Below are 17,614 nucleotides of genomic sequence, written 5' to 3'. Positions count from 1 at the left end.
AGCCCGCACCATGATGCGGGCTCTGACAATCAGAACTGGTAAACCAGACCTAACGCTACGACGTCATCCGTGCCGATGCCGTTGTTTTTGTAGAAGCTGTCATCTTCATCCAGCAGGTTAATTTTGTAATCAACGTAGGTGGACATGTTTTTATTGAAGTAGTAGGTCGCGCCTACGTCAGCGTATTTAACCAGATCCCGATCGCCCTGACCGTTGCCCAGGTCCTTACCTTTCGACTGCAGGTAGGAAAGGGACGGACGCAGGCCAAAGTCGAACTGGTACTGGGCGGTCACTTCAAAGTTCTGGGTTTTATTCGCTACGGAATTGGTTTTATCACCATACGGTGTCATATTACGGGTTTCAGAGTACATTGCCGCCAGATAGATGTTATTGGCGTCATATTTCAGACCCGCAGTCCACGCATCCGCTTTGTCACCGCCCGCAGTGGTATTCATGACCTGCTCGTTGGTGCGGTCTGAAGAGGTGTACGCCGCACCTGCAGTAATGCCCATGCCGAAGTCATAGGTGGTAGAAATACCGAAGCCGTCGCCGTTCTCGTGACGCGTGTCGCGGCCGTTGTTGGTGCCTTCCTGGTTGTTGCTGGCATCTTCATTTTTGCCCTGATACTGCAGCGCAAAGTTCAGGCCCTGCACCAGACCGTAGAAGTCGGTGTTACGGTAGGTTGCCACACCGTTGGCGCGGCTGGTCATAAAGTTGTCGGCTTTAGAGTAGGAGTCTCCGCCGAACTCAGGCAGCATATCGGTCCAGCCTTCCACGTCGTACAGCACGCCGTAGTTACGACCGTAATCGAAGGAGCCGTAGTCACCCACCTTTACACCAGCGAAGGCCAGACGCGTCCAGGACTGATTATCAGACCCTTCCGTATTATTAGCCTGAATGTTGTATTCCCACTGCGCGTAGCCGGTCATCATATCGTTGATCTGCGTTTCACCCTTGAAGCCCAGACGCAGGTAGGTTTGATCGCCGTCAGCACCTTTATCGTCGGAGAAATAGTGCAGACCATCTACTTTTCCATACAGATCTAATTTGTTACCGTCTTTATTATAAATCTCTGCTGCATGAGTTGCGCCAGCCATTAACAGAGCCGGAATCATCAGGGCCAGTACTTTTCTTTGCATTGTGATATTCCTTTGCAGTTGTTTTTATTTAATTACCTGTTGAACTTTCAGAATGAGAAAGTTGTCTCATGCTAAATCACCCCTGTGAGAGAGTAATAAAATATAATTGTTACGAAATAAGTTAAATCTAAACCGAATAAATCAGCGGAAATGATCATTGGTCGGATGAATGATTTAAAAGTGAGTATATTAAATAGCAATTATTAAGTGGTTATTAATTACTGTTTTCTTGATGGTGTTATATGCATTTATATGCTTTTAAGATGATTGAATCATAATTAACACGAATGCTATTAAGCAAACAAAATAGATATTCATTGATTATCTGGATTCGCCCGGTGTGAATGCGCCGGGCTTTTTTATGGCAAAAATATGCCCGGACAAGCCGGGCAGAGGTACTAGTCGCTGGTCGGTTTTTCGGCTTTACCCGCCATTTGCGCCAGGAAGTCATAACGTTTTTGCAGATCGGCCGCGGCATCTTTCCAGAGCTGTTCGGCCACTTCCGGCTGCTGCGCGTTAAGGCGACGGAAGCGCTGTTCCTGCATTAAGGTCTCAGCCAGGGCATCTGACGGCGGACGCGAATCCAGCGCCAGCGGTAATTTACCCTCATCAGCACGACGCGGGTCGAACCGGTACAGCGGCCAGAAGCCCGTCGCGGTCAGCTGACGCATCTGGTCGTGGCTGAGCGCCAGATCGTAGCCATGCTCTTCGCAAGGGCTGTATGCAACGATCAGCGATGGGCCAGGATACGCTTCGGCTTCCTGAATCGCTTTTACCGTCTGGTTAAGCTGGGCACCCAGCGAAATTTGCGCGACGTAAACATGACCATACATCATCATGCTTACACCGAGATCTTTGCGCGCCTTGCGTTTGCCGTGTTCGCCGAATTTCGTCACAGCGCCTAACGGTGTCGCTTTCGACGCCTGACCACCGGTGTTGGAATAACACTGCGTATCCAGAACCAGGATATTGACGTTTTCGGTCAGGCTCAGCACGTGATCCAGCCCGCCAAAGCCGATGTCGTAAGCCCAGCCGTCACCGCCAATCAGCCAGATCGATTTTTCGACCAGCGCGTCCGCGTCGGTCAGCAGCTGCTCAGCTCCCGCCACGCCCTGAAGCGCCTGACGCAGCTCGGCAACTTGCTCACGACGTTCTTCTGGCGTTGCATCCGCATGAAGCGCGTCATTGAGCCCGGCAGGGAGCTGCCCGGCAAACTGCTCCAGCAGGCGCATCACGCGTGCGCGGTGCTGATCAACGGTCAGGCGGAAGCCCAGACCAAATTCGGCGTTGTCCTCGAACAGCGAGTTTGCCCATGCCGGACCGCGACCGTTGGCATCGGTGGTGTAGGGCGTGGAGGGCAGGTTACCGCCATAAATAGACGAACAGCCGGTTGCGTTGGCAATCAGCATCCTGTCACCGTACAGCTGGGTAAGCAGCTTGATATACGGCGTTTCACCGCAGCCTGAACAGGCGCCGGAGTATTCAAACAGCGGCGTGATCAGCTGCGAAGTGCGAATATCAATACGTTCCAGTTTGCTGCGATCGATTTCCGGCAGATTCAGGAAGAAGTCGTAATTAATTTTCTCCTCTTCAACGTGCTCCAGACGCGACATCATATTGATGGCTTTGATCTCCGGATCCTGCCTGTCTTTCGCCGGACAGACCTCGACGCAAAGGTTACAGCCGGTGCAATCTTCCGGCGCGACCTGCAGAACGTATTTCTGACCGCGCATATCGCGGGATTTCACATCCAGTGAATGCAGGCTGGCTGGGGCGGATTCCATTTCTTCCGGTGAAACCACTTTGGCACGAATGGCCGAGTGCGGGCATGCCGCTACGCAGTGGTTGCACTGGGTACACAGTTCTTCTTTCCAGATAGGGATCGCTTCGGCGATGTTACGTTTTTCCCAGCGCGTGGTGCCCATCGGCCAGGTGCCATCCGGCGGCAGCGCAGAGACGGGCAGGGCATCACCCAGACCGGCCAGCATCGCCGCCGTCACGGTCTTAACGAAATCAGGCGCCGCATCGGACACCACCGGAGGGCGGTTCGGGCTTGCGGCATTGACCGGCTGCAGCGGTACCTCATACAGCGACTCGCGCGCCAGCGCCAGCGCCTGCCAGTTACGCTCGACTAATTCCTGTCCTTTGCTGCTGTAGCTTTTGGCAATCGCGCCCTGCAGTTCCGCCAGCGCGCTGTCGCCCGGCAGAATATTGGTCAGATGGAAGAAGGCCATCTGCATAACGGTATTGATGCGCGCGGCCAGGCCACATTCGCGGGCAATTTTTGCCGCATTCACCACAAATAAACGGGCTTTTTTCTGGTTCAGCACCGCCTGTACTTCCTGCGGCAGGCGAGACCAGACCTCATCCGCGCTGTATGGCGTATTCAGGAGGAAAATACCGCCGGGCTTCAGGCGCTCGGCCATCTGGTATTTATCGATAAACTGCAGCTGGTGACAGCCAACAAAATCTGCCTGAGAAATAAGATACGCAGAGCGGATGGGCTGTTCGCTCACCCGCAGGTGGGAAACGGTCAGGCCGCCTGCTTTTTTGGAGTCGTAGACGAAGTATCCCTGGGCGTACCATGGCGTTGAGTTGCCGATGATTTTGATGTTGTTTTTTGTCGCGGAGACGCTGCCGTCGCTGCCCAGACCATAGAACAGCGCCTCAAGTTTGGCGGTCGAGGGCAGGGTATTTTCCGGCAACGACAGGGACAGATTCGTCACATCATCATAAATACCGACGGTAAAGCGCGGCTTGGGCTTCGCTTCACTGAGTTCGTTGAATACCGCCAGCACGCAGTCCGGCCCAAATTCCTTGGACGATAACCCATAGCGACCTCCGATCACGCGCGGCAGCGTTTCACGTTCGCCCTGATTAAAGGCTTCTGCCAGGGCCGTCATCACATCCAGATACAGCGGTTCTGCCTGCGCGCCCGGCTCCTTGGTACGGTCGAGCACCGCCACAGCGCGCGCGCTTTCAGGCAGAGCCGAAAGCAGATGTTTGGCCGAGAACGGGCGATAGAGCCGCACCTTAAGCACGCCAACTTTTTCGCCGCGCGTCAGCAGTTCATCAACAACTTCCTCGCAGGTGCCAATGGCCGACCCCATCAGCACAATGACCCGTTCCGCCTGCGGATGGCCGTAGTACTCAAAAGGTTTATATTCCCGACCGGTCGCGGCGGCAAAGTCATTCATAGCCTGTTCAACATGGTCGTAAACCGCGTTGTACCACGGGTTCGTGGCCTCGCGGGACTGGAAATAGGTATCCGGGTTTGCCGATGTGCCACGAATAACCGGGTGTTCCGGATTAAGGGCCCGGGCACGGTGCGCGTCAATGTCCGCCTGCGGGAGCAGATTCAGGATTGTCTCGTCAGCCAGCGGGACGATTTTGTTAATTTCGTGAGAGGTTCGGAAACCATCAAAGAAGTGAATAAACGGCACGCGGCTTTTGAGCGTGGCGATATGCGAAATCAAGGCAAAGTCCTGGGCTTCCTGAACGCTGCTGGCGCACAGCATCGCGCAGCCGGTCTGACGTACCGCCATCACGTCAGAGTGATCGCCAAAGATAGAGAGCGCGTGAGTGGCAACGGTACGCGCCGCAACGTGCAGAACGAAGGGGGTCAGTTGACCGGCGAGTTTGTAAAGAGTAGGGATCATTAACAGCAATCCCTGAGATGAGGTAAACGACGTGGAAAGCGCGCCGGTTTGCAGCGCGCCGTGCACCGTGGCAATCGCACCGGCTTCAGACTGCATTTCTACCACTCTCGGGACATCGCCCCAGACGTTTTTTAACCCGTTACCAGCCCAGGCATCCGCCTGCTCGGCCATGGTAGAACTTGGCGTAATCGGGTAGATGGCGATAACTTCACTGGTGCGAAACGCGACTGAGGCAACTGCACCATTACCGTCAATAGTTTGCATAGGACAACACCCTTACATTGCGCAAAAAATAGGGGTCTGTATTACGGCAACAAACCCTGAATATTATCTGTGTATTCTAGCAAACGGGGGATTTTACGATTTTCGCTTTTGTGTCCTTGGTATTCTCGCCATCAATGAGTAGATCAAACTTTTGGCGAAAAAATTGCGAGAAATTGTTTCCGGAGCGCATAAATACGCACTTTCGCTCTCGACGACATGGGCTGTGATGCCTATTATGCATAGGTTTCGCATCATTTATGGGGGAGAAAGCATGCGCTCAGCGTTTTTGGTAGGGTGTGCCGCATTATTGTTGTCGGCATGTAGCAGTGAACCCGTTCAGCAGGCAACGGCAGCCCACGTGGCGCCGGGAATGAAAGCGGCGATGTCCAGCTCTGGTCAGGCTAACTGCGCAATGATTGGCGGTTCGCTGTCTGTCGCTCGCCAGCTTGATGGTTCTGCTATTGGGATGTGCGCCTTGCCAAACGGCAAACGCTGTAGCGAACAGTCGCTTGCCGTTGGAAGCTGCGGTAACTACTGATTATTCTACACGCTTAAACATCAGCGTTTTATCGGCTGTCGCCAGCGTTAACTGGTCTTCAGTCAGGTCGACCTGCGCCCCTTTGCGCAGCATGTCGCCGATGGCCTGATCCAGCTCATTCAGCTGCTTTTCAGTACAGAGCTTGCGCGTCATGGCCAGCGTTTTAACCTTAAGCTCGCCTTCGGACAATTTCCCCTGTCCGTTGAAGCGGTTACACATCTGGCCGGAAACGCTGATGTTATTCACCAGGCTGATGTCTGGCAGCGCACTAAAACTGAGCTCAGGTTGCGTTGTCGAGGTCTTCACGGCCTTACCGTTCACGTTTTCCAGCACGAAGCGGTGATTCTGAAGTTGCTCCGGCTGAACGGAGGCTTTACCCGGGTTAACGCAGCCGGTAAGAACAAGACTGATAACACTTAACGCGATGAGCTTTTTCATTTTTCTTCTCAAACTATAAACACTGTGATTCTTTTTCCAGTGTAACGATACGCTGTCGCGCGTTAATGGGGTTTATCTGAAAGTGCGGGGGAACAGGGCAACGCAGCGGTTGCCCGGAATGATGTTAATGCGATTTAAACCCTGCAGCCGTCATCAGCATACGGAAGAGCATGCTGACAGCAGCCAACGCCAGTACGCTGCCGCCCCAGATAATGGCCAGCCACAGTAATCTTTTCCAGACCGGTTGTTGCATCAGTGATAACCCTCCCCATGCTGAACTTTGCCGCGAAATACGTAATAACTCCAGAAGGTGTAGACCAGAATAACGGGAATGATCAACAGCGCGCCGACCAGCATAAAGCCCTGGCTTTGCGTCGGTGCGGCGGCCTGCCACAGGGTAATCGACGGTGGAATAATATGCGGCCAGATGCTGATCCCAAGTCCGCTAAAGCCGAGGAATACCAGCCCCAATGTCAGAATAAACGGACGGCTATGGCTGGCGGGATTATTCAGGCAGCGCCACTGGTACAGGCTAAAAATCACCACCAGAGCAGGAACCGGCAGCAGATAAAACAGATTCGGCACCGTAAACCAGCGCGCGGCGATGGCCGGTTGCGCCAGCGGCGTCCAGAGGCTAATGGCGGCAATAAACGCCAGCAGCACGATTAACAGCGTTTTAGATACCTCGCGCATCCGCTGCTGCAGCGCATTTTCGCTTTTCATCACCAGCCAGGTCGAGCCTAACAGCGCATAAGCTACCACCAGCCCGGCGCCACAAAACAGGTTGAACGCGGTAAACCAGTCAAAGGGGCCGCCGGTATAGGCCCGGCCGGTGACGGTAAAGCCGTTAATGACGGCGCCTACCGTCACGCCCTGGGTAAACGTCGCCAGAATTGAACCACCTATGAACGCCTTATCCCAGAAAGGACGGTGCGCCGGGGTGGCCTTAAAACGAAATTCAAATGCCACCCCGCGGAAAATAAGTCCGATCAGCATTAATGTCAGCGGAATGGTGAGGGCATCCACGATCACCGCGTAGGCAAGCGGGAATGCGCCGAACAGCGCAGCGCCGCCAAGCACCAGCCAGGTTTCATTTCCGTCCCAGACCGGCGCGACGCTGTTGACCATTACGTCGCGATCGTCGGCGTTCTGCGTGGCCGGGAACAGAATGCCAATTCCCAGATCAAAACCGTCCATGACGATATACATCAGCGTGGCGAAAACGATGATCACAAACCAGATAATGGAAAGATCAATACCCATTATGGCTGCTCCTTATGTTCAGTTGTGACGGCAGAAAGCGGGCGCGCCGGACGTCCGTCGGACTCGGTGGCGAAAGATTCATGCGGCTGCGGGCCTTTTCGGATGAGGCGCACCATATAGCTGTAACCCACGCCGAATACCGAGGTATAGACGACGAAGAAGGCCAGCAGGCTCACGCTCATGTGCAAATCACCATGGGCAGAAACCGCATCCTTCGTTCGCTGGAGCCCATAGACCACCCAAGGCTGGCGGCCCACTTCGGTGGTGATCCACCCGGCCAGAATGGCAATCAGCCCCGATGGCCCCATCAACAGCGCAAACCACAGGAAGGGGCGCGACGAATAAACGCGCTTTTTATATCGCAGCCAGAGTGCAGTTACCCCAAGAAGCAGCATCAGCATGCCCAGACCCGCCATAATGCGGAACGACCAGAAGACGATGGTGGAATTCGGGCGTTCTTCCTTTGGAAACTCTTTCAGCGCCGGAACCTGTTTATCCAGACTGTGCGTCAGGATGAGACTCCCCAGCGCCGGGATCTCCAGCCCAAAGCGGGTGCGCTCCTGCTCCATATCCGGCCAGCCAAACAGCAGCAGCGGGGTAGGCTCACCCGGCGGATTTTCCCAATGTCCTTCAATCGCGGCAATCTTGGCGGGCTGGTGCTTTAAGGTGTTCAATCCGTGCATATCGCCAACCATGGCCTGGATGGGGGCGACAATCAGCGTCATCCACAACGCCATCGAAAACATCGCCCGGATGGCGGGAGTATTATTCCCGCGCAGCAGATGCCATGCCGCGGAGGCGCCCACAAACAGGGCGCTGCTCAGGAACGCGGCTATCGACATATGCAGCAGGCGGTAAGGGAAGGAGGGGTTAAACACCACCGCGAGCCAGTCCACCGGCACCACCTGACCGTTGACGATCTCATAGCCCTGCGGGGTCTGCATCCAGCTGTTTGAAGAGAGGATCCAGAAGGTAGAGATAATGGTCCCCAGCGCCACCATGCAGGTGGAGAAAAAGTGCAAACCCGGTCCGACCTTGTTCCAGCCGAACAGCATTACGCCGAGGAACCCGGCTTCGAGGAAGAAGGCGGTAAGCACTTCATAGGTCAGAAGCGGGCCGGTAATACTGCCCGCAAATTGCGAAAAGCCGCTCCAGTTGGTGCCAAACTGGTAGGCCATCACCAGCCCGGACACCACGCCCATGCCAAAGTTGACGGCAAAAATCTTCGACCAGAAATGGTACAGCGATCGCCAGACCGGATTTTTTGTTTTCAGCCACAACCCTTCGAGCACGGCAAGATAGCTTGCAAGACCGATGGTAATGGCCGGGAAAATAATGTGAAAGGATACGGTAAAGGCAAACTGTATCCGTGCAAGGTGAAACGCATCTAAACCAAACATGCACAGCCTCAATGTCAAACGGTGTGCTGTTATGGTATAGGGGCGAAGATCTCACTATCAGACTCAGAAAAGTGATTTTTAACCATAACAGTTGGCATAATACTCATGCTTTAGCCATCTGATATACTTCTCGGATGAGGAATAAAAACACTGTTTTTATGAATTTTACGCATAAAACTGCTTGCTTTGTCGTCAGCGCCGTGCGTTAATGGTCTTCTGGTTTTGAGTCCAAATAAATATCTGACGTAGTTTTATAAAGCAGTTCTCATCACGTTGTGCCTCTCCGCAGCCTCTCTTGGGTCTTTATCTACATTCCGATTCGTTTTGTTTAAAACCATTATGCCCAATCGGCCCATTAGTAATTTACGTTTTTACGTTTACAGGAGAATCCTATGACTTCTTATATCCATTTCCGCTGCCCATGCTGTCATGGCTCGCAGTACCGTACCTCAGTCTTTGATGTGTCTGAGAAAAACCCACTCGGCGCGAAATGCATCTTTTGCAAATCGTCGATGATAACGCTCGATCACCTGGCCGCTGCGCGTCAGGCGCAAAGCCACGTTACCGAGTACCGTAAGTAATTCGTTTCCCGAACTATAACAGTTAGCTAAATCTTCTCTTTTTCTCCTGCTGATATACACTATCAGCCACAAGGAGAATCTGATGAAAAAATACCAGCGTCTGGCGCAACAAATTATCTCGCAGATAGAGCTTGGCGTATGGCTGCCGGGCGATAAGCTGCCTTCTTTGCGAGAGCAGGTGGCGAGCAGCGGCATGAGTTTTATGACCGTTGGCCACGCGTATCAGATGCTGGAAAGTCAGGGGCGCATTGTCGCCAGACCGCAGTCGGGCTATTACGTTGCCTCGCGCCCGACCGCACATCAGCCTGCTCCGCCTGCCCAGGTGATGCGTGACGAAGTAGTGGATATTAACACCTACATCTTCGACGTCTTACAGGCTAGCCGCGACCCGTCCGTTGTCCCTTTTGCCTCCGCTTTTCCCGACCCACGGCTTTTCCCGCTGCAGCAGCTCAACCGATCGCTGGCGAACGTCAGCAAAACCGCGACGGCGATGAGCGTGATTGAGAACCTGCCGCCGGGTAACGTCGATCTCCGCCACGCCATTGCCCGCCGCTACGCGCAGCAGGGGATGAACATCTCCCCGGAAGAGATCGTGATCACCGCAGGCGCCCTTGAAGCGCTCAATCTCAGCCTGCAGGCGGTGACCGAGCCGGGCGACTGGGTGATAGTCGAAAACCCCTGTTTTTACGGCGCGCTGCAGGCCCTGGAACGCCTGAAGCTTAAAGCGTTGTCGATTGCGACGGACGTCCGCGAAGGGATTGACCTGAATGCCCTTGAACAGGCGCTGAAGGAGTATCCGGTTAAAGCCTGCTGGATAATGACCAACAGTCAGAACCCGCTTGGCTTCACGCTGAGCGCGGAGAAAAAAGCGCAGCTTGTCGCCCTGTTAACGCAGCACAACGTTCCTCTGATTGAAGACGACGTCTACAGCGAGCTCTATTTTGGGCGCGAAAAACCGCTTCCGGCGAAAGCATGGGATCGTCAGGATATGACGCTGCACTGCTCGTCCTTTTCAAAATGTCTGGTGGCCGGTTTTCGCATCGGCTGGGTTGCGGCAGGAAAACACGCGCGACGTATTCAGCAGCTGCAGCTGATGAGCACGCTCTCCACAAGCTCACCTGTGCAGCTGGCGCTGGTTGATTACCTGGCGACGAAACGCTACGACGCCCATCTGCGCCGCCTGCGGCGTACGCTCGCCGAGCGAAAGCAGCAGGCCTGGCAGTCCCTTTTGCGCCATATGCCTGCCGGCGTCAAAATCCATCATAACGACAGCGGTTACTTTTTATGGCTGGAGCTTCCGGCGCATCTGGACGCGGGGCTGCTGAGCGAAAAAGCCCTAACGCATCACATCAGCATTGCCCCCGGAAAGATGTTTTCCACTTCTGACGCATGGACGCCGTTCTTCCGTTTTAATACGTCGTGGGCCTGGGGAGAGCGAGAAGAGCAGGCGGTCATTCAGTTAGGCAAATTAATTAGCACGATGCTGGAATAATCCTTTTTTCGTTTTTTAAATATTCATTTCTTATCCTGATGACGGCACTGTGAATATTTCGCGGTGCCCTGTCATAGGAAATCTGCATACCGTCTCTCGCGGCTAACTCCTTGTCTATAATCCAGTTAACGGGGAATGCGCCCTCGGTCACACCTTGATGAAATTTCCTTAAGCCGAACGGTGCGGCGCATTCGCGCGGTCTACGTTTAATAAGGGAGATATTTTTACGGCACGGCTGCCGCTAAATTTCATTGCGACAGGAGTAACCCTTATGAGCAAAAAATTTGCCCGCAGCAGCCTGTGCGCGCTCGGCATGACTATCATGACAGCGCAAGCCGCAGAACCACCAAAGGCCATCGGCGACGGGGAAGGTCGACTGGATATTATCGCCTGGCCGGGATACATCGAACGCGGACAGACGGATAAAAACTACGACTGGGTCACCCAGTTTGAAAAAGAGACCGGGTGTGCGGTGAACGTCAAAACGGCGGCCACGTCGGATGAAATGGTCAGCCTGATGGCGAAAGGGGGATATGACCTGGTCACCGCCTCAGGTGACGCTTCCCTGCGCCTGATCATGGGCAAACGCGTCCAGCCGATTAACCCCGATCTTATCCCCAACTGGAAAACCCTCGACGAACGGATTGTGAAAGGGGAATGGTTTAACGTCGGCGGGAAAGTCTACGGCACGCCGTACCAGTGGGGGCCAAACTTGCTGATGTACAACACCAAAACCTTCCCGACGCCGCCGGACAGCTGGAGCGTGGTCTTTACCAAACAGGATCTGCCGGACGGGAAAACCAATCAGGGACGCGTGCAGGCGTATGACGGCCCGATTTACATCGCGGATGCCGCGCTGTTCGTCAAAGCCACGCAGCCGCAGCTGGGTATTAAAGACCCGTACCAGCTCACCGAAGCACAGTATGCCGCCGTGCTTAAGGTGCTTCGCGACCAGCATGCTCTGATTCACCGCTACTGGCACGACACCACCGTCCAGATGAGCGACTTCAAAAACGAAGGCGTCGTGGCCTCCAGCGCCTGGCCGTATCAGGCAAATGCCCTGAAGGCCGAGAACCAGCCTATTGCAACCGTCTTCCCGAAAGAGGGGGTGACAGGCTGGGCGGATACCACCATGCTGCACGCGCAGGCAAAACACCCGATGTGCGCCTACAAGTGGATGAACTGGTCTCTGACGCCGAAAGTGCAGGGCGATCTGGCAGCATGGTTTGGCTCCCTGCCCGTGGTGCCGGAAGGGTGTAAAGCCAGCACGCTGCTGGGCGATAAAGGCTGTGAAACAAACGGTTATAACGAGTTCGACAAAATCATGTTCTGGAAAACCCCCATCGCCGAAGGCGGCAAGTTTGTCCCTTACAGCCGCTGGACGCAGGATTACATCGCCATCATGGGCGGTCGTTAATTGCCCGGGAGCAGAACATGACGTACGCGGTAGAGTTTAACAATGTTTCCCGTCTGTACGGCGACGTACGGGCGGTGGATGGGGTCACCATTGCGATTCGTGACGGAGAGTTTTTCTCCATGCTGGGGCCTTCGGGCTCCGGCAAAACCACCTGCCTGCGCCTGATAGCCGGTTTTGAACAGCTGTCAGGCGGGACGATTTCTATCTTCGGTAAAGAAGCGAGCGAACTGCCCCCCTGGGAGCGGGACGTGAACACCGTGTTTCAGGATTATGCGCTGTTCCCGCATATGTCGATCCTCGACAATGTCGCCTACGGGCTGATGGTCAAAGGCATCGACAAGAAAAAACGCCATGCGCAGGCCCGTGATGCCCTGGAAAAAGTGGGCCTGAGCTTTGCCGTTGCCCGCAAACCTTCGCAACTTTCCGGCGGCCAGCGGCAGCGTGTCGCCATCGCCCGCGCGCTGGTCAATGAGCCGCGCGTCCTGCTGCTGGACGAGCCCTTAGGTGCGCTCGATCTCAAACTGCGTGAACAGATGCAGTTCGAGCTGAAGAAACTTCAGCAGGAACTCGGTATTACCTTCATTTTTGTCACCCACGATCAGGGTGAAGCCCTTTCAATGTCAGACCGGGTGGCGGTGTTTAATAACGGGCGGATCGAGCAGGTGGATACCCCGCGCGATCTCTACATGCGTCCGCGCACGCCGTTTGTCGCGAGTTTTGTGGGCACTTCCAACGTCTTTGATGCAGGACTAGCGCACAAAATTTGCGGCATGGAAGGCAGCTATTCCCTGCGTCCGGAACATATCCGTCTTAACGAGGGCGGAGACGTTCAGGTTCAGGGCATCGTGCAGGCCGTTCAGTACCAGGGGGCGGCCACGCGGCTGGAGCTGAAGCTTGCCGATGGCGCCAAACTGCTGGTGAGCCAGGCCAATCTCAGTGAAACCTCGCCGCTGAGCGGCATTGCGCCGGGGCAGGCGGTGATGGCGTCGTGGTCACGCGAGGCGATGATTCGCCTGCATGAGGAGAGGTGAAATGTCTATGAGTGTCGCGCATCCTCCCGCCTCGCACGGCCGCTTCAGCCGAATGACGGCGCTGTTCTGGCGGAAACCGTCGCTCGGCCTGTTCCTGCTTCTGCTCGCGCCGCTCATGTGGTTTGGCATCGTCTATTTAGGATCGCTTCTGACCCTGCTGTGGCAAGGTTTCTACACCTTTGACGATTTCACCATGGCGGTCACGCCGGACCTGACCCTGGCGAACATTCAGGCGCTCTTCAACCCGGCAAACTATGACATCATCCTGCGAACCTTAACGATGGCGATTGCGGTGACTATTGCCAGCGCCATCCTCGCATTCCCGATGGCCTGGTACATGGCGCGATACACCCGCGGCAAGTGGAAAGCGTTTTTCTATATCGCTGTCATGCTGCCGATGTGGGCGAGCTACATCGTCAAAGCCTACGCCTGGACGCTGCTGCTGGCGAAGGACGGCGTGGCGCAATGGTTTCTCAACCATCTCGGGCTGGAGCCGATTCTGACCTCACTCCTGACGCTCCCGGCGATTGGCGGCAACACCTTGTCCACCTCGGGGCTGGGACGGTTTTTGGTCTTCGTTTACATCTGGCTGCCGTTTATGATCCTGCCCGTCCAGGCAGCGCTGGAACGCCTGCCGGCCTCGCTGCTGCAGGCCTCGGCCGACCTCGGCGCCCGCCCGCGCCAGACCTTTCGCTACGTTGTTCTGCCGCTGGCCATTCCGGGCATTGCGGCGGGATCAATTTTCACGTTCTCCCTGACGCTGGGGGATTTTATCGTTCCGCAGCTGGTGGGGCCGCCGGGCTACTTCATCGGTAACATGGTCTACTCCCAGCAGGGCGCAATTGGCAATATGCCGATGGCTGCCGCGTTCACGCTGGTTCCCATCGTGCTGATTTCTCTTTATCTGGCGTTCGTGAAACGTCTGGGAGCATTCGATGCACTCTGAACGCGCACCGCTGTTCCTCAAAGTGGCAGCGTGGGGAGGCGTCATCTTCCTGCACTTCCCGCTGCTGATTATCGCGACCTACGCCTTCAACACCGAAGACGCCGCTTTCAGCTTTCCGCCTCAGGGGCTTACGCTGAAGTGGTTTAGCGTGGCGGCGGGGCGCGGCGATATTATCGAATCCGTGACGTTGTCACTTCAAATTGCCGCGCTCTCCACCGCGATAGCCCTTGTGCTTGGCACGCTTGCTGCAGCGGCGCTGTGGCGAAGCGAGTTTTTTGGCAAGAATGCGATCTCTCTGCTGCTGCTGTTACCGATTGCGTTACCGGGGATCATCACCGGCCTGGCGCTGCTGACGGCCTTCAAAACGATCGACCTTGAGCCGGGCTTTTTCACCATCGTGGTGGGACACGCCACCTTTTGCGTGGTGGTGGTGTTTAACAACGTAATTGCCCGGTTCAGGCGCACCTCCTGGAGTCTGGTCGAAGCGTCGATGGATCTCGGGGCCGACGGATGGCAAACCTTCCGCTATGTGGTGCTGCCCAATCTGGGTTCAGCGCTGCTGGCCGGGGGTATGCTGGCGTTTGCCCTGTCGTTTGACGAGATAATCGTCACAACATTTACGGCGGGACACGAGCGCACGTTACCGCTGTGGTTGCTCAACCAGCTCGGGCGTCCGCGCGACGTGCCGGTCACCAACGTCGTGGCTCTGCTGGTGATGCTGGTGACAACTATCCCCATTCTGGGAGCCTGGTGGCTAACCCGCGACGGCGAAAACATTGCCGGCAGCGGGAAATAACAGTGAATTCAACAGGAAAATGCTATGCAAAAACATCTGCTGATAAACGGTGAACTGGTTGCCGGAGAGGGTGAGAAACAGCCGGTTTATAACCCGGCCACCGGAGAGGTGCTGCTGGAGATTGCTGAGGCGTCAGCGGCCCAGGTCGACGCGGCGGTTCAGGCGGCCGACCGTGCTTTTGTGGCGTGGGGACAAACGACGCCGAAAACCCGCGCCGAGAGCCTGCTGAAGCTGGCGGATGCGATTGAAGCCCACGGCGAGGAGTTTGCCCGGCTCGAATCCCTCAACTGCGGCAAGCCGCTGCACTGCGCTCTGGGTGATGAAATTCCGGCGGTGGTTGACGTTTTCCGTTTCTTTGCCGGGGCCGCCCGCTGCCTTAACGGGCTGGCCGCCGGAGAGTACCTTGACGGCCATACGTCGATGATCCGCCGCGACCCGGTGGGCGTGGTTGCCTCTATTGCACCGTGGAACTACCCGCTGATGATGGCAGCCTGGAAACTGGCACCCGCGCTGGCGGCAGGGAACTGCGTGGTGATTAAGCCCTCTGAGATTACGCCCCTGACCGCGCTTAAGCTGGGAGAGCTGGCAAAAGATATCTTCCCGGCGGGCGTTCTTAACGTGCTGTTTGGTCGGGGCAAAACGGTCGGCGATCCGCTTACCGGACATGAAAAAGTCCGTATGGTCTCGCTGACCGGTTCAATTGCTACCGGGGAACATATCATCGGCCATACGGCGTCCTCCATTAAACGCACCCACATGGAGCTGGGCGGTAAAGCGCCGGTGATCGTGTTTGATGATGCCGACCTGGATGCGGTCGTCGAAGGGGTGAGGACGTTTGGCTTCTACAACGCCGGGCAGGACTGTACCGCCGCCTGTCGTATCTACGCGCAAAAGGGCATTTACGCCGCGCTGGTGGAAAAACTGGGTGCCGCGGTTGCGAGCCTGAAAATGGGCGCACCCGAGGACGAATCAACCGAGCTGGGGCCGCTGAGTTCGGCGGCACATTTATCCCGCGTGTGCAAAGCGGTGGATGAGGCCAAAGCCCTGAGCCACGTCAGCGTTGTGACCGGGGGCAGCAAAAAAGAGGGGGCGGGCTACTACTTCCAGCCAACCCTGCTGGCGGGGGCCAAACAGGAAGATGCCATTGTGCAGCGTGAGGTGTTTGGCCCGGTGGTGAGCGTCACCGAATTTGATGATGAGGCGCAGGTGTTGGCCTGGGCGAACGATTCGCAATATGGCCTGGCGTCTTCGGTCTGGACCAAAGACGTCGGCCGCGCCCATCGCCTGAGCGCGCGCCTGCAATATGGCTGCACCTGGGTGAATACCCATTTTATGCTGGTGAGCGAAATGCCGCACGGCGGCATGAAACTATCGGGCTACGGGAAGGATATGTCGGTCTACGGGCTTGAGGATTATACGGTCGTGCGGCATGTCATGATCAAACACTAATCCTCCCAGCCTGGCCGCATGCGCGGCCAGGCGTTCTCCTTGCCCGCCACACGTGTTACCAAAAATACTCAATTGTTATTAGCCGTAATTTTTAAGTGGTTATTCTGTAACGAAAAAACTTGATCTGTGTCAACATATGACGCATATTGCGTGCGGTTATTTTTTCGGCTCTGGTATACAGAATGACGTTGTATCAAAAGATGTTGGTTTTTTACGCAATCATGGCTTCCATCTGCGCATTAATCACCTGGTTCCTCTCTAAAGACCGCAAACGTATCCGCCTGCTCAGCGCTTTTCTGGTGGGGTCAACCTGGCCAATGAGCTTTCCCGTTGCGCTGCTGGTCTCGCTTTTCTGAAGCACGCTTCCAGTTTTAAAAGCTGAACATAGCATTCCTGATGTAATAACTGTATAAATACACAGTGCATCATAAAAAGGAGTGCTTATGAACAGTTTTTACTCGCAGCAGGCCGGTTGTACCGTGCGCTGGCACGATTTGCCCGGCACCGGCGATCCCGTGGTGTTTATTCACGGGCTGGGCTGCGCCTCTTCCTACGAATATCCCCGCGTCGTACATGACCCGCTGTTTGGCGCGCGCAGAGCGATTCTCATTGACTTGCCCGGCAGCGGCTACAGCGATAAGCCCGAGCACTACAGCTATAAAACCACTGACCAGGCGCACGTTGTCGCGGAACTGATTGACCATCTTGAGCTGGATTCCTTCTGGTTATACGGCCACAGCATGGGCGGCAGTATCGCTATCGAAACGGCGGGGCTGCTGGGGTCGTGCGTGAAGGGACTGATGGTGTCAGAGCCCAATTTCCACGCGGGTGGGGGCATGTTCAGCCGGACTATTGCAGCGCAAACCGAGCAACAGTTTCTGGAGCAGGGTTATGACGCCATGCTCAGCGTAGAAAAAACAGCGTGGGCCGGGTGCCTGCAGAATAATGCGCCGTATGCGGTCTGGAGGGGGGCATCGAGCCTGGTGGCGGGCGTTGAGCCCGAGTGGGAAGCGCAGTTCCTGTCACTCCCTTGCCCGGTAACGTTGATTTTCGGCGAGCTGTCTCTGCCGGATGACGATGTGGATAATCTGAAGCAAAAGGGCGTTGAGGTGAAAATTATCCCAGCGGCGGGGCACTCGATGTCGTGGGAAAATCCGTCTGCGCTGGCGCAGGCCTTAGCCGGATGTATGACGATGTGATT

At 55.6% G+C, this 17,614-nt stretch carries 16 protein-coding genes; 10 read left to right on the top strand and 6 right to left on the bottom strand.

Annotated features, from left to right (window positions below):
• Positions 1-29 precede the first annotated feature (29 nt).
• Together ompC and nifJ are read right to left on the bottom strand one after the other, a co-directional pair.
• Positions 30-1,139 (bottom strand): porin OmpC, encoded by a 1,110-nt coding sequence (gene ompC / locus F0319_RS11725; RefSeq protein ID WP_149366998.1) that lies wholly within the window; start codon positions 1,137-1,139, stop codon positions 30-32.
• A 398-nt stretch (positions 1,140-1,537) separates the two neighbouring features.
• Positions 1,538-5,062, bottom strand: a complete 3,525-nt coding sequence (gene nifJ / locus F0319_RS11720) for a pyruvate:ferredoxin (flavodoxin) oxidoreductase (protein WP_149366997.1) — start codon at positions 5,060-5,062, stop codon at positions 1,538-1,540.
• A gap of 271 nt (positions 5,063-5,333) precedes the next feature.
• Here nifJ and F0319_RS11715 point away from each other — a divergent pair, with 271 nt between their 5' ends.
• Positions 5,334-5,600, top strand: a complete 267-nt coding sequence (locus F0319_RS11715) for a putative hemolysin (protein WP_032658293.1) — start codon at positions 5,334-5,336, stop codon at positions 5,598-5,600.
• On the opposite strand, the gene hslJ is transcribed toward F0319_RS11715, so the two are convergent.
• From hslJ to F0319_RS11695, 4 genes are all read right to left on the bottom strand, one after another.
• A complete protein-coding gene (gene hslJ / locus F0319_RS11710) occupies positions 5,601-6,038 on the bottom strand; it encodes a heat shock protein HslJ (protein ID WP_149366996.1) in 438 nt (145 codons plus the stop codon).
• A gap of 124 nt (positions 6,039-6,162) precedes the next feature.
• Entirely contained in the window at positions 6,163-6,291 is a 129-nt protein-coding gene (locus tag F0319_RS11705) for a DUF2474 domain-containing protein (RefSeq protein ID WP_008501283.1), read from the bottom strand.
• The gene (gene cydB / locus F0319_RS11700) at positions 6,291-7,301 is read right to left on the bottom strand and encodes a cytochrome d ubiquinol oxidase subunit II (RefSeq protein ID WP_149366995.1); all 1,011 of its coding nucleotides are present in this window, start codon (positions 7,299-7,301) and stop codon (positions 6,291-6,293) included. Before cydB ends, F0319_RS11705 begins: the two co-directional genes overlap by 1 nt.
• On the bottom strand, positions 7,301-8,701 hold the full coding sequence (locus tag F0319_RS11695) for a cytochrome ubiquinol oxidase subunit I (RefSeq protein ID WP_149366994.1): 1,401 nt from the start codon (positions 8,699-8,701) through the stop codon (positions 7,301-7,303). Before F0319_RS11695 ends, cydB begins: the two co-directional genes overlap by 1 nt.
• A gap of 392 nt (positions 8,702-9,093) precedes the next feature.
• On the opposite strand from F0319_RS11695, the gene ymcF reads away from it, so the two are divergent.
• The 9 genes from ymcF (at position 9,094) to F0319_RS11650 (ending at position 17,612) form a co-directional block, all read left to right on the top strand.
• A complete protein-coding gene (gene ymcF, locus F0319_RS11690; protein ID WP_028013309.1) occupies positions 9,094-9,282 on the top strand; it encodes a cold shock small protein YmcF in 189 nt (62 codons plus the stop codon).
• Positions 9,283-9,364: 82 nt separating this feature from the next.
• Entirely contained in the window at positions 9,365-10,774 is a 1,410-nt protein-coding gene (locus F0319_RS11685; RefSeq protein ID WP_127731091.1) for an aminotransferase-like domain-containing protein, read from the top strand.
• Positions 10,775-11,045: 271 nt separating this feature from the next.
• Positions 11,046-12,191 carry a putative ABC transporter substrate-binding protein YdcS gene (gene ydcS, locus F0319_RS11680; RefSeq protein ID WP_023344246.1) on the top strand — a complete coding sequence of 382 codons (1,146 nt, stop codon included), beginning with the start codon at positions 11,046-11,048 and terminating at the stop codon, positions 12,189-12,191.
• Between the two features lie 17 nt (positions 12,192-12,208).
• On the top strand, positions 12,209-13,222 hold the full coding sequence (locus F0319_RS11675; protein ID WP_115875285.1) for an ABC transporter ATP-binding protein: 1,014 nt from the start codon (positions 12,209-12,211) through the stop codon (positions 13,220-13,222).
• Positions 13,223-13,229: 7 nt separating this feature from the next.
• A complete protein-coding gene (locus tag F0319_RS11670; protein WP_376708929.1) occupies positions 13,230-14,168 on the top strand; it encodes an ABC transporter permease in 939 nt (312 codons plus the stop codon).
• Positions 14,158-14,964, top strand: a complete 807-nt coding sequence (locus tag F0319_RS11665) for an ABC transporter permease (RefSeq protein ID WP_029741505.1) — start codon at positions 14,158-14,160, stop codon at positions 14,962-14,964. Before F0319_RS11670 ends, F0319_RS11665 begins: the two co-directional genes overlap by 11 nt.
• A gap of 24 nt (positions 14,965-14,988) precedes the next feature.
• The gene (gene patD, locus F0319_RS11660; RefSeq protein ID WP_149366993.1) at positions 14,989-16,413 is read left to right on the top strand and encodes an aminobutyraldehyde dehydrogenase; all 1,425 of its coding nucleotides are present in this window, start codon (positions 14,989-14,991) and stop codon (positions 16,411-16,413) included.
• 182 nt (positions 16,414-16,595) lie between these two features.
• On the top strand, positions 16,596-16,769 hold the full coding sequence (locus F0319_RS11655; protein ID WP_013096478.1) for a GhoT/OrtT family toxin: 174 nt from the start codon (positions 16,596-16,598) through the stop codon (positions 16,767-16,769).
• Between the two features lie 87 nt (positions 16,770-16,856).
• On the top strand, positions 16,857-17,612 hold the full coding sequence (locus F0319_RS11650; RefSeq protein WP_149366992.1) for an alpha/beta fold hydrolase: 756 nt from the start codon (positions 16,857-16,859) through the stop codon (positions 17,610-17,612).
• Positions 17,613-17,614: the final 2 nt, after the last annotated feature.

The organism is Enterobacter vonholyi (assembly GCF_008364555.1).
Taxonomy (GTDB): domain Bacteria; phylum Pseudomonadota; class Gammaproteobacteria; order Enterobacterales; family Enterobacteriaceae; genus Enterobacter; species Enterobacter vonholyi.
This window is presented reverse-complemented; position numbering and strand designations above follow the sequence as displayed.